Consider the following 12,237-nt stretch of genomic DNA (forward strand, 5'->3'; position numbering starts at 1 on the left):
AGACCACTTTATCACGCTGCAAGTAAGTGGCTCAGGCTTTGCTGACCAATATCAAGGGCTTGCTTGCTAACAGGACGGTTATTCTCAAAGCCATCTAAATGATGATCGACGGCCATAATGACATCAGCGATGCAGGCCAATGTGCTGTCTTCAATGCGTCGTTCGCTTTCTATACGTTGCTCGATATAGTTAGCCAATTGACTCAGCATACTAGCAGGAGTAGGCAGCTGTAAGAAGCGCACTGCACCTGCGACTTGACGCATCATGCCAGGGACGTTTTGAATATTTAACATATCACGCTCAGGCTCTGCCAAGTAGTCATTGATGGCTTGCTCGACACTCGCGATAGCAGTACGACTCTCTTGTATCAGCGTATCGTTGGCTGTATTGAGCTGATGCAATGAGATGTGAGGGTTATTTAGCGGTAGATAAATCGCCCCTGGTGTATGCATCTCTGCCATTGCAATGGCTGCGTTCTCTGCATGCATCAATGCCAATAATAAATGGTCAAAATCATCTGGTGACGGCGCTTGCCAATGACTGACAGCGTCTGCTGCGGTGCTAAGGCTGTTGGCAGCATTTGAGAGTCCAAGCAGACGTAGTGCTGAGCTAAGCTCAGTCAAAGCTTCGATTATCTGTGCAGTATGCATGTCAATAGGATTGATTGAGTCCCCACGTGCATAGCTGTCCACATTTTCTTTGATCGAACCAATCTGCGTTTGAATAATAGTATTTAAGGTATCGGTAAGCGCGCGATTGGGACCAAACAAGAAACGCTTCATTTCATCAAGCTGAGTACCTTCTAAATGGTTACTTGCATACTGCTCACGCAAGTGCTGTGCCGCTGCGCTATCACGCTGGCAGGCAAAGCTAACCAAATCAGCAAAGCGTGTGTCCATCACTGGTAAATAGCTGTGAAATTGCTGCTCTAAATAAATCAACGTATGTTTTTGGCTCAAACTTAATGGCATAACCGCTGCAAGATCAGTAACTGCAGTCGTCGCTGCTTGCCAAAATAAACTATTGGTCTGTGACGCTATCAATGCACAGGCAGCGCTCATCGCATCGAGTCTTTGCTGCTCGTTGGCATCGATATCGCCATCTTGATTCAGTAGCGCTACTCCAAGACCACTGCGATACGCATCAGTGAGTAGTTCTGTATCCAAATTAAGTGAGCTGAGCGGTTCGAAATTTTGTTCCGGATTGGCGATAATGACGCTACTGCTGCCAAAGGCAGAAAAGTCTTCGACCACCATAGGCGGTTTCTGCCCGTGAGCATTAAGCTTGTTGACCACGGGTAATAATAAAGTCGGCTCTACCGATTCAGTTAGTAGGACAAACTCGATATAGCGATCCAACGTCATGATGGCTTCTGATAGATCCATGATTAAATCGACATCATTATTATCGCCACTATCATAAAGACGCTGTAGACCATCAACGATGGCATCGTTCAACAGCTCTGCACCGACCAAAGAGATCAGTTTAAAAATACGGGACAGCTGTTTTAGGACACCAATAGAGTCTAATAATAAAGGGGCTTGATTGTTATCGTCGTTGAACTCACTTAAGTGAATCTCAGTATCCTTAAGTGTGGCGACAACCTCATCATGCAACAAATGAAGGGAGGGTAGATTAAAATCAGTAACACTAAGCGTAGGGGCGGTTAACTTCATTTGCGCAGACTGGTCCATAAGTATTTTTCCATAATGTACTGATGAGAATAACAATGGTATAAATTTGAATTATAAAATAGTTGTTAGTGATGTTTTAACGTTTTATTTAATAATAATCAAGACTATATTGTACAATTGTCGATGTGGAGTCAGTCGACGACAACAGAATATTAGACAATTTTGTTTACAGTATGCATCGTGCTTCGGCACTTGACTGCTTATATTTGTTTGCGCTGAGTTAACGACCATCAGCTGCCAAACGTCAACTAGACATCAGCTAGAGATGGGCGTTGAGTGCAGGGTAGTCTTCTGCCAAAGCGCTATACCAGCTTTGATTGGCAGTCTCGTCTGTAGATGACGCTAGCAATAGATTTGCCAAATCAGCGAAATTTGCATGAGCGGTCTGTCCACCATCTGCTTGAGTATCCTCTTCAATGGCGAGGGTGACCTGTCCACCTGTCATTGCCAAATACACTTCGGCTAAAATCTCTGAATCCAGTAAGGCGCCGTGAAAGGTACGGTCTTGCTTACCAACGTTTAGGCGACGCACTAGGGCATCTAGGGTGTTTTTTTGCCCAGGGTATTGCTGCTTTGCCATGACCAAAGAGTCAGTGACTTGTACCCGATTGGCAAAGTCATTCAAACCAACTTTCGCAAACTCCATATTTAAGAAGTTCATATCAAACGTGGCGTTATGAGCGATAATCTCAGCGCCATCCATGAAATCATATAAGGCCTGTGCCACTTGATCAAAAGTAGGCTTATCGGTCAAGAATGCCTCAGAGATACCATGAATACGAATGACTTCCTCATCCATACCGCGCTGCGGGTTGATGTAGACGTGTAGTTTCTCACCAGTGAATTTACGTCCAACCATCTCTACAATACCCACCTCAATGACTCGGTCACCTTTTAGGGCATCAAGTCCTGTGGTCTCCGTATCCATAATGAGCTGGCGATCTGCCTCATGACGATGTATTGGTTTTGGTAGCAGCGGTTTGAAATGAGGGTTAGCACGGCTCGTATCCCCATCAAACTTAGGAGCATCAGGATCTATACTCATTGTGCCGCTATTTATGGTGGTATCAGTCATAGATGTTTTGACCTCTGGCATATCATTGATAATCGTCGGGGTATTGGTGTTGATATTGCTGTGATGATGCGTAGCCTGCGCGCGATCATCTTTATTTGTGGTAGTGCTGGTAGTAGCTTGATGGGAGTCATAAACCTGCGACTCATCCTCTAAGATGTCTTCGTCATACTCATCGTCTGCCATATCTAAACCCAATGGGTCGAACTTCAGCCAATCATCATTAGATGAGTTCTGGGTCTTATCAGACGTCACGTGGTCTTTTTTTTTAGTGCTGTCTGACTCAGTTATTGCTGTATGACCGCTATTTGATGTGACCCCTAAATTTGCCAGCTCATCTGCTTTTTCGTTACCTGCATGTCCAGCATGACCCTTGACCCAGTGCCAGCTCACATCGCGCATCTGGCACAGTTTATCTAGTTGCTGCCATAGGTCTTTGTTCGCGACGGGCTTTTTGCTGGCTGTTTTCCAGCCTTTTTTCTTCCAACCTTCAATCCATTCGGTGATGCCTTTTTGGACATAACTGGAGTCTGTCCAAATCTCAAGCGTCTGTTCATGTGGACTATGCGTCAGGGCCTGTATCGCACCCATTAGCTCCATGCGGTTGTTGGTGGTTTCGGTATCGCCGCCATATAGGTCTTGTGTATTGCCATCACTGAATATAAGATGCGCGCCCCAACCGCCAGCGCCAGGATTGCCTTTGCAGGCACCATCAGTATAGGCGACAGTGGTATTTGCTTTGGCGGCTAGTGGATTGGTTGCATTGTCTGTGATGGATGGCATAGGGTTACTACCGTTGTCTGACATAAAAGAATATTGACCTGATAAAGGATGGGCATAGCATTGTGCTAAAGCATCTTGTTCATGCTATATGTACCAAGTGCTGACGTTGTGAGTATAGCAAATCTATAATAAATAGGGGCAATCACCACACACAAAATCGCAAAACCCTTCTGTCTACTCACAACATAATAGTAACCTGATTGTTTTCTGTTAAAATAACATTAGCGTACTGACAGCAACATCACACACAAGCGCCGTAGCAAAAAGTAGCGAAACTAAGTTGTAGATAACTAGTTATAGATGACCAGTTATAGGTAACTGGTTCTAGATGGCTCCTTAATATTGCTTTGATAACGTCGCTTTGATGATTATGCAATAATGGTTCGCTCAAAGACAGCTTCTAACACATAACTGCAGGGTAACTCTATTATGTCCTTACGCTCAAACATTTCTTATAAAAGACTGACGTATCTGATGCTCAGTGTGACTGCCAGTAGCGTACTCTTTTTGAGTGCTTGTAATGATAGCAGTACTCAAGCAGATAGTGAGGTTGCGACAGACCTGTCTGTCTTTGAGGGTTGCTATACCGTGAGCCAAGACGAGCCTGCCCAGATAAAGGTTAGCCAACAAGAAGGCGCTTGGGTGATGCAGATGAAAGAGCCGGCCACAGCCAAACGTGTTTGGGATAATCCTGAGACATTAGAGGTGATTGACAATAGTGATATACCGCAGTTCTTCTCTATTGACCCTGACAACGTTGATGCGGTTATTGGTCGTCCTGATCGAGTGCTGGTACTGGCCCATGTCAAGCCCTCCTATGCAAATATCGACCCACTGTTAGACAGTGAGTACTTGTCTTATATTTACCGAGGTGCCAACACTATCTACCGAGTAGAGTGTGATGATATCAATACGGATATTTTAGGTAATCCCCATGCTGATATTATTATCGATAATGTCAATGAGAGTATCTAAAACGATGTCCTTCAGCATTATTGATGAAAAACAGTATTTTTAGATGGTATCTTAAAACCGTATTTTGCTATAAACAGTCATACCATTAGAGTTAAGCAATATGAATTTTTTTAGTTATGTCGTGTTAGGCGGGTTTTCTTATGCAGCGGGCTGGGCGATAAGAACCTATGTATTAGAAAAACAGCCGACACCTGAACAGCCCTACAATCTAAAGCACCCTGCTATTTTGGCATATTTGGGTGGGTTTTTTATCATTATGCTCATTGTTTCGTGGTTTATTGGTCGTTATGCACTTGGTCATGCTTCGATTGATTTACCTTTTATCATTATCAATAGTTTGGTGGCGACCTTTGTCTATTCGTTCGGGCTCAATCCAGAAAAAGCGAGATACGATGTCCCTGATTAAAGCATGCCAGTAGATGGGCTGACCGCAAAAAGCCACGACCGAATCCTAAATGAACGGTCGTGGCTTTGGTTTATCAGCTTGTTTGATACTACAGTTTTATTAGCGTTTAGTACGCTGTAAAACTTGATCGGTTGATTACTTGGGTTAATTAATGGCTATGATACTTTTTTTAGGTCGGCGCTGTTTTCATCACTGTCTTTCTTGTCGCCATCTTTCTTATCACTGTTAGTTTCTTTATCAGTAGTAGCCTTGTCGTCACTATTTTTATCGGCATCTTTTTTGGCTTCTGACTTAGCTTTGGCATCTGATTGTTCTTGTTTCCATTCTTTGTATTTTTGCAGATCTTTTTTGGCTTGTTTTAAGCAAAATCTAAGTACCAGTGCATCATCGATATGACCGATGAATGGAATAGAATCAGGAATCAAATCAATTGGGTTCAGCGTATATATCGCACCAACAACGCCAGCTGAAATGGTTTTAAAAGGAATCTTACGGTAATCACCTTTGTAATAGTCTTTGACAAGACTCATAAATAGCATCAGATCATCACTAAAAGGTTCAAGGTATCCGCTGTCTTCTAGCTTTTCTTTTAGTTTGCTTTCTTTACTAAGTAAATATTCCAAATTAGAGTCAAGCGCTTTATCTTTGTTCGTTTTTTTATTAAACATAAATTTTGCCTTTTATTATTTTCGATGAATTCGTATTTACAGTAACAAATTCAATCAACCTGTATTGTGTGTCTCGGTAGCGAAAAAGTAAATATAGGTAAAGGTTGGGCAACTTGTCTGCTGGTGAGATACGTTACAATATGAGCGCACGACTATAGTAACGGGTATGGGCATAAGTATGTCTTGCGATAAATATATATCAGTACAAAATTGCTCAGCATAGATAAACAACAAAAATAAAAGTATATAGGCAGTAGTAACGTATGGGTTCAAACACTCTATTAGCTAAAAATGAGCGCTCAAAACTAGTGACTAGTATCAGCGCCAGACTAAACCGCCGGCAATTCTTGCGTCAAATAGGTATCGGTGCAGGCACCGCAGCATTAGCGACTCAAGTTATATCTCAAGCATTTGCCGCGAGTTCTGCCGATGCCAATAATATATCGCAGCTGACCAAAGACGATTTACCAATGGCACTATCGGGTGAGCACTCATCATTACCCTCACAGTCGTCATCAACCCAAACGCGCTGTATTACCCCAACTATTGAGACACGGATTTTTGCCAGCTCCAATATGGGCGGCAGTGACGATCGTAACCAATTGGCATTGGATCGTATGGCTTGTGCGGGGTTTAAAGTAAATAATCCTACAATTACCAATCGTCAGTATTTGCGCTTTTCGGGTACGGACTTCCAGCGGGCAAGTGACTTTCAAAATATTGCCACTGGTGCGATAGCGGCACCAAAACTCCTACTTGGTGTCCGCGGTGGTTACGGTGCGATGCGACTATTGCCCATGGTTGACTGGGTGACACTTGGTCGTATTACAAAAGAGCGCGGCACGATACTCGCAGGGTTTAGCGATGTGACAGCTCTTCAGTGTGCATTACTGGCAAAAGGGTCAATGAGCTCGCTGGCGGCCCCCATGCTCTATAGTGAGTTTGGCAAATCAGCGCCCGACCATGTCAGTTGTCGGCAGTTTGCCGAAGCGCTAATCAATCCTCGCTTAACCATCAGCATACAAGACGCATCTTTGACCAGTCAAAATTTGCCTAGTATCTTAGCAAGTGGTGAGCCAAAACCAATAACAGGTACTATCTGGGGTGGTAATTTGAGCGTGGTATCTGCATTGGCAGGTAGTGAGTATCTGCCTCGCATTGATGGTGGTATTGTGTTCTTAGAAGACGTGGGGGAGCAGGCATATCGTATTGAGCGTATGTTGTATGACTTGTACCTAGCAGGTGCCTTTAAACACCAACAAGCGATTGTACTTGGGGCGTTGTCTGGTGCAGGCGAGGACAGTTATGACAAGCGCTATGATGTTGCTACAGTCATTCGCCAATTGCATGAACTAACAGGATTGCCGGTTTATAGTGGTATGCGTTTTGGTCATATCGGTCAAAAGCACAGCTTCCCACTTGGTGCCACGTGCCAGCTCAACCCTGATACAGATGGTGGCTATCAGTTGGCATTTAGCGACTATCCAACTATCAAGGCTGACGCTATTCATGTAGAGGGCTTGTGGCAGCCTACTTAGCGCTTAGCACTAAGCACTAAGTGCTAAGTGCTAAGTGCTAAGTGCTAAGTATTGGGCATTAGTCTCTAACTACTAACTTTAAACCAATAATTATTAGCATTGCTAAATCGCCAACCGTGAAAACTTATCTTGATACTCCTTAGGAGTGAGCTCTGTTGCACGTTTGAATAGTCGGGTAAATGACGAGATGTCCTCATAACCAACTTGATAGGCCAGTGATTTTATCGAGACGTCGCCCAACTCTAGTAAGCGTTTGGCCTGCTCGATTCTGACAGCTTGAATATACTCAATCGGTCGCATCGCGACGCAAGACTGAAAGCGTCTGTTCAACGTCCGCGGTGTGATGTTTATCATGGCAGCTAGGCTACTGATCTGTAACGGTTGGCGGAAGTTTTCTTCTATGTAGTCTTGGACTTGTTTAATCAAATGATCCGAATGTGGTTTGTGCAAAGTCACATTGGTATAGCTGTTTTGACTGCCTCTTTTACTATCGATAATTTGGGTCTTTGCTACTTGCGTAGACATCTCACGGCCACAGTAACGCTCTATTAATAAAAGTCCTAGGTCATAAAAAGCACTACCACCTGCCGCACAGAATATATTGCCTGATTGAGTACTCGACTGACTTCTTGACTGCGTGACAAACTGGTTTTCTTGCAAATCGACCAGTGGAAAATCTGCTTTAAATTTGTTGGCATAGCCCCAGTGAGTGGTGGCTACTTTGTGATCCAATAATCCTGCCTTTGCCAAAAAAAACGCCCCGCTACAATTACTCGCAATATCAGCATTGGTATTTGCAAGCCGCACTAGGTGTGGTAGCAGCTCGCTGTTTTGCGTCAATACTTTGTCAATAGAATCTCCAATAGTAGGGACGAGCAATAAATCGCACTCTGTCACATCTTGAATATCGCAGTGAGCTTGCATGATCAAACGGTTACTACATCTGATATCCCCGCCGCCTAGACTTGCTATCTGCACGTTAAACCGAGGCTCTACAGACTCATTTGAGAACCGTTGCCAGCTGACGCCTGTAAACGAAAATAAATCCAATGCGCCAGAGAGGACACTACCAAGCACGCCATCGAAGCCAAGGATAATCATCTTAAAAGGTTTGAAGTAAGGCATCAGTCACTAATTCTCCATTGATATATGTACCAAAACAGCCGTTTGGTTGGTATTTTTGTCCAACTGTGTACGCCATATCTGTCTTATTTGACCATAATTATGTCATAAATGACAATACGGAGGCAGGTTAAATTAGATTAATATCAATTGATAACTACATTTAATTCGTTAGCGAGAATACTATGGCAGCAGATACCCTCCTCAATGATTTTGAGTTACCGTTCCAGTTGTATGACGTACTAGGTACTGAAACACTCACCGAGCACTCAAAGTTTTCAGAACATAGCCGCGAGACGTTTGACGCAGTATTAGAGACCGCAAATAAGATCGCAACCGATTTGTTTTTGCCGCACAATCATATTGCAGACAAAGACGAGCCGCAGTTCGATGGCAAAAAAGTCAGCATGATAAGCGATGTCAAAGTTGCTTTTGATGCGTTTCGCGAATCTGGCTTTATCGCCGGTCGTTATAGTTTCGAAGATGGTGGCATGCAATTGCCTGAAACCGTCATGACTGCCGTGGCAGGCTACTTTATGGCAGCCAACCCGTCGACAACGGCTTATCCATTTTTGACCACCGCAGCAATCAACGTTATCTCGCATTTTGCTAGCGACGAGATCAAAGCTGCCTTTATGCCGCGTATGCTAACAGGTGAGTTCACTGGAACCATGGCGCTGACAGAGCCACATGCTGGCTCGTCACTTGCTGATATCAAGACCACCGCAGTCAAACAAGACGACGGCTCGTACCGTGTCAAAGGCAGCAAAATTTATATCTCAGGCGGCGATCACGAACTGTCTGACAATATCGTGCATTTGGTATTGGCCAAAATCCCAGGCGGTCCAGGTGGGGTCAAAGGCATCTCTTTATTTGCCGTACCGAAATATCGCTTGAACGATGACTTGTCTGTTGGCGAGCGTAACGATGTGCATCTGACAGGACTGATTCATAAGCTTGGTTATAGAGGGGCGACTTCTACCGCATTGAGCTTCGGTGATGAAGGCGAGTGCTATGGTTATCTGATTGGTGATGAGCACTTTGGTCTGCGCTATATGTTCAAGATGATGAATGAGGCGCGTATTGCTGTTGGTTTTGGTGCGTCGATGATCGGCTATCGCGGCTATCAGTATTCGCTAGATTATGCCAAAGACCGTACCCAAGGTCGAATTGCACCGAATAACAAGCCTGAAGATGATGCGACTGCTATCATTCAACATGGTGATGTAAAACGCATGCTACTGGCACAGAAAGCCTATTCTGAAGGTGGTATCTCGCTATGTTTGTACGGCTCAAATCTGATTGACCGTATCAATACCTGTGAAGATGATACGCTAAAAAATGAGCTCACCGAGCTGTTAGACCTTCTCACGCCAGTACTAAAAGCATGGCCATCTGAGTATGGTCCAAAAGCCAATGATCTGGGTATCCAAGTATTGGGCGGCGCAGGCTATACGCGTGAGTATCATGCTGAGCAGTTTTGGCGTGACAATCGCCTAAATCCGATTCATGAAGGCACAAATGGTGTACAGGCACTAGATTTGTCATTTCGTAAGTTGTGGCAAAAAGGTGGTTTGGGTATTCAAATCCTAAAGCGTGAAATCACCCAAGACCTAGAGAGTATCACCACGCCTGAGAGTGCAGCGCTTGCGGGCAAACTGACACCTTATATGGGTCATCTGCATGAAGTGCTGGTACATCTAAGCAAAGTGTTGCAGACAGAAGAGGCACTAACGCTTACTGGTAATGCCCAAGCATTGATGAATATCTTTGCCTCAATTGTTCTGAGCTGGATTTGGATTCGCCAAGCCAGTAAAGCCGAGCAGCTACTAAGCACTACCCAAGATACTGAGCAGCAGAACTTTTATAAGGGCAAGATACAAGCGGCTAAGTATTTCATCGATTGGGAGCTGCCATTAATCAAGCGCGATATCGAGATTTTAACCAACACCAACGCTGTTTGTACTGATATGCAAGCGGATTGGTTCTAAGTACAACTCTAAGGAAAGAGACATGACAACGATAAACAAACAATGGCGCCTAAAAGCAAGACCTGTTGGTGCACCAAGTGCAGAGACTTGGGATTATACCGAAACGGAAATACCGACCATCAGTGATGGTCAATTACTGATTAGAGTTGACTATATCTCTATCGATCCTGCTATGCGCGGCTGGCTAAATGATGCAAAATCCTATATCGAGCCGGTACAGATTGGTGATGTGATGCGCGGTGGTACGGTCGGTGAAGTGATCGAGAGTAAACATGAAAAGTTCGCTGTCGGTGACTATGTGGCAGGACACAATGGCGTGCAGTCGTATGCGGTAAGTGATGGTACTGGTTTGCACAAAGTCGATCCAAACTTAGCGCCGTTGTCCTATTACCTAGGTGTACTTGGTATGCCAGGCATGACAGGGTATTTTGGTTTGCTAAAGACAGGTCAGCCAAAAGCAGGCGAGACCGTTGTTGTCTCTGGTGCTGCTGGTGCTGTGGGTAGCTTGGTCGGTCAAATTGCCAAGATTAAAGGCTGCCGCGTCGTTGGTATCGCAGGTGGTGCTGAGAAATGTAAATTCTTAGTCGATGAGCTTGGGTTTGATGCGACGATTGATTACAAAAACGAAGACGTAAAAAAGGCATTAAAGAAAACCTGTCCGGACGGCGTTGACGTCTATTTTGACAACGTTGGCGGTGATATCTTAAATGATGTGCTGACCAAAATTAACCTACATGCTCGTATCGTTATTTGCGGTGCCATTAGCCAATATAACAACACTACAGAAGTAAAAGGTCCATCGAACTATCTGTCATTATTGGTCAATCGTGCTCGTATGGAAGGCATTGTGGTTTTCGATAACATCAAAGAATATCCAGTCGCTATGAAAGAAATTGCTGGCTGGATTCAGTCAGGTGATATGAAAGTAAAAGACCATATTGTTGAGGGTATCGAGACGTTCCCTGATACGCTTATGATGCTCTTTAATGGTGAAAACTTCGGCAAACTAGTACTTAAGGTAGAGGGATAGATCATGACACTGAACACAAATGGAATTGCATCAGATGTAGCTAGTAATGTGGCTGGCAAACGAGTTTTGATCACGGGCGGTGCCTCAGGCATCGGTGCAGCAAGTGCATTGTTGTTAGCCAGTCGCGGTGCAAAAGTGGTCATCGGTGATATGGCAGAAGAGATGGGCGCTGCTGTTGCCCAGCAAGGTCAGGATGCTGGTAACAGTATCGTCTTCAAAAAAGTAGACGTGACCAGCGGTGATGAAGTGCGCGCGTTATTTGATTTTGCCATGGAAACGCTGGGCGGTCTAGACGTGGTGGTAAACAATGCCGGCATCGATCATAAACCATCACCGATGCATGAGCTGAGTGATGAAGAGTTTGATCGCAATATCGCCGTGAATTTAAAAGGCGTTTGGCACTGTATGCGTGCCGCAGTTAAGTGTATGTTACCGAGTGGCGGCGGTCATGTGATTAACGTAGCCTCTATTGCAGGTCTACGCTCAGCGCCTATGATTTCAGCCTATAGTGCTGCCAAACACGGAGTTATGGGTCTCACCAAATCAGCAGCCCATGAGTATGCTCGCGCCAATATTCGTTTTAATGCCGTATGCCCAAGCTTCATCGATACGCCAATGGTACGCAATACTATGGCGTCTATGGATGAGCGTACGCAGCAAGCAACTATCAAGGCCAGTCCGCTACGCCGCTTAGGAAACGTTGATGAGATTTCTAATGCGATTGCATGGCTTGCCAGTGATGAGAGCACCTTTATGAACGGTCATGCATTCACCTTAGATGGTGGTATGCTAGCATAATCGGTGAGCGCGTGTATTTTGCTCATTAGTGCTCGATAATCGCTGTTTGTATGACAGCGATTATCTGCGTTCAGCGGTCTAAGCTTGATTACATAGGCTTGAATATATAGGCTCAAACATACAAGCTTAGTAACCGAATTACTTTAGCCACTAATATGTA

The 12,237-nt window shown here is 44.5% G+C and carries 10 protein-coding genes; 6 read left to right on the plus strand and 4 right to left on the minus strand.

Features of this window, described 5'->3' with window-relative positions; translation table 11 throughout:
- Nucleotides 1–11: 11 nt before the first annotated feature.
- Nucleotides 12–1,694, minus strand: coding sequence for a hypothetical protein (locus AC5JP1_RS02170; protein WP_493842940.1), 1,683 nt, complete (start codon nt 1,692–1,694; stop codon nt 12–14).
- Nucleotides 1,695–1,953: 259 nt separating this feature from the next.
- The gene (dnaQ, locus tag AC5JP1_RS02175; RefSeq protein WP_493842941.1) at nt 1,954–3,573 is read right to left on the minus strand and encodes a DNA polymerase III subunit epsilon; all 1,620 of its coding nucleotides are present in this window, start codon (nt 3,571–3,573) and stop codon (nt 1,954–1,956) included.
- A gap of 405 nt (nt 3,574–3,978) precedes the next feature.
- Between dnaQ and AC5JP1_RS02180 the strand changes: the two genes are divergently transcribed.
- On the plus strand, nt 3,979–4,524 hold the full coding sequence (locus AC5JP1_RS02180; RefSeq protein WP_493842942.1) for a hypothetical protein: 546 nt from the start codon (nt 3,979–3,981) through the stop codon (nt 4,522–4,524).
- A gap of 100 nt (nt 4,525–4,624) precedes the next feature.
- On the plus strand, nt 4,625–4,930 hold the full coding sequence (locus AC5JP1_RS02185; protein ID WP_493842943.1) for a hypothetical protein: 306 nt from the start codon (nt 4,625–4,627) through the stop codon (nt 4,928–4,930).
- A 155-nt stretch (nt 4,931–5,085) separates the two neighbouring features.
- Here AC5JP1_RS02185 and AC5JP1_RS02190 read toward each other — a convergent pair whose 3' ends face one another.
- Nucleotides 5,086–5,598, minus strand: a complete 513-nt coding sequence (locus tag AC5JP1_RS02190) for a YkvA family protein (protein WP_493842944.1) — start codon at nt 5,596–5,598, stop codon at nt 5,086–5,088.
- 263 nt (nt 5,599–5,861) lie between these two features.
- On the opposite strand from AC5JP1_RS02190, the gene AC5JP1_RS02195 reads away from it, so the two are divergent.
- Complete coding sequence (locus tag AC5JP1_RS02195) at nt 5,862–7,136, plus strand: LD-carboxypeptidase (protein ID WP_493842945.1); 1,275 nt, start codon at nt 5,862–5,864, stop codon at nt 7,134–7,136.
- 102 nt (nt 7,137–7,238) lie between these two features.
- Here the strand turns inward: AC5JP1_RS02195 and AC5JP1_RS02200 are convergent, their stop codons facing one another.
- The gene (locus AC5JP1_RS02200; RefSeq protein WP_493842946.1) at nt 7,239–8,261 is read right to left on the minus strand and encodes a GlxA family transcriptional regulator; all 1,023 of its coding nucleotides are present in this window, start codon (nt 8,259–8,261) and stop codon (nt 7,239–7,241) included.
- Nucleotides 8,262–8,443: 182 nt separating this feature from the next.
- Here AC5JP1_RS02200 and AC5JP1_RS02205 point away from each other — a divergent pair, with 182 nt between their 5' ends.
- The 3 genes from AC5JP1_RS02205 to AC5JP1_RS02215 are packed head-to-tail and all read left to right on the plus strand — an operon-like array spanning nt 8,444 to nt 12,077.
- Nucleotides 8,444–10,249 carry an acyl-CoA dehydrogenase family protein gene (locus AC5JP1_RS02205; RefSeq protein ID WP_443526321.1) on the plus strand — a complete coding sequence of 602 codons (1,806 nt, stop codon included), beginning with the start codon at nt 8,444–8,446 and terminating at the stop codon, nt 10,247–10,249.
- Nucleotides 10,250–10,271: 22 nt separating this feature from the next.
- The gene (locus AC5JP1_RS02210) at nt 10,272–11,279 is read left to right on the plus strand and encodes an NADP-dependent oxidoreductase (protein WP_493842947.1); all 1,008 of its coding nucleotides are present in this window, start codon (nt 10,272–10,274) and stop codon (nt 11,277–11,279) included.
- A gap of 3 nt (nt 11,280–11,282) precedes the next feature.
- Nucleotides 11,283–12,077, plus strand: a complete 795-nt coding sequence (locus AC5JP1_RS02215; protein ID WP_493842948.1) for an SDR family NAD(P)-dependent oxidoreductase — start codon at nt 11,283–11,285, stop codon at nt 12,075–12,077.
- The last annotated feature ends 160 nt before the right edge of the window (nt 12,078–12,237 follow it).

This window comes from Psychrobacter sp. H29 (assembly GCF_059073055.1).

Coding starts and splice junctions, on each gene's coding strand:
- AC5JP1_RS02170 (WP_493842940.1), bottom strand. CDS start 1,694: ATGGACCAGTCTGCGCAAATGAAGTTAACCGCCCCTACGCTTAGTGTT.
- dnaQ (WP_493842941.1), bottom strand. CDS start 3,573: ATGTCAGACAACGGTAGTAACCCTATGCCATCCATCACAGACAATGCA.
- AC5JP1_RS02180 (WP_493842942.1), top strand. CDS start 3,979: ATGTCCTTACGCTCAAACATTTCTTATAAAAGACTGACGTATCTGATG.
- AC5JP1_RS02185 (WP_493842943.1), top strand. CDS start 4,625: ATGAATTTTTTTAGTTATGTCGTGTTAGGCGGGTTTTCTTATGCAGCG.
- AC5JP1_RS02190 (WP_493842944.1), bottom strand. CDS start 5,598: ATGTTTAATAAAAAAACGAACAAAGATAAAGCGCTTGACTCTAATTTG.
- AC5JP1_RS02195 (WP_493842945.1), top strand. CDS start 5,862: ATGGGTTCAAACACTCTATTAGCTAAAAATGAGCGCTCAAAACTAGTG.
- AC5JP1_RS02200 (WP_493842946.1), bottom strand. CDS start 8,261: ATGCCTTACTTCAAACCTTTTAAGATGATTATCCTTGGCTTCGATGGC.
- AC5JP1_RS02205 (WP_443526321.1), top strand. CDS start 8,444: ATGGCAGCAGATACCCTCCTCAATGATTTTGAGTTACCGTTCCAGTTG.
- AC5JP1_RS02210 (WP_493842947.1), top strand. CDS start 10,272: ATGACAACGATAAACAAACAATGGCGCCTAAAAGCAAGACCTGTTGGT.
- AC5JP1_RS02215 (WP_493842948.1), top strand. CDS start 11,283: ATGACACTGAACACAAATGGAATTGCATCAGATGTAGCTAGTAATGTG.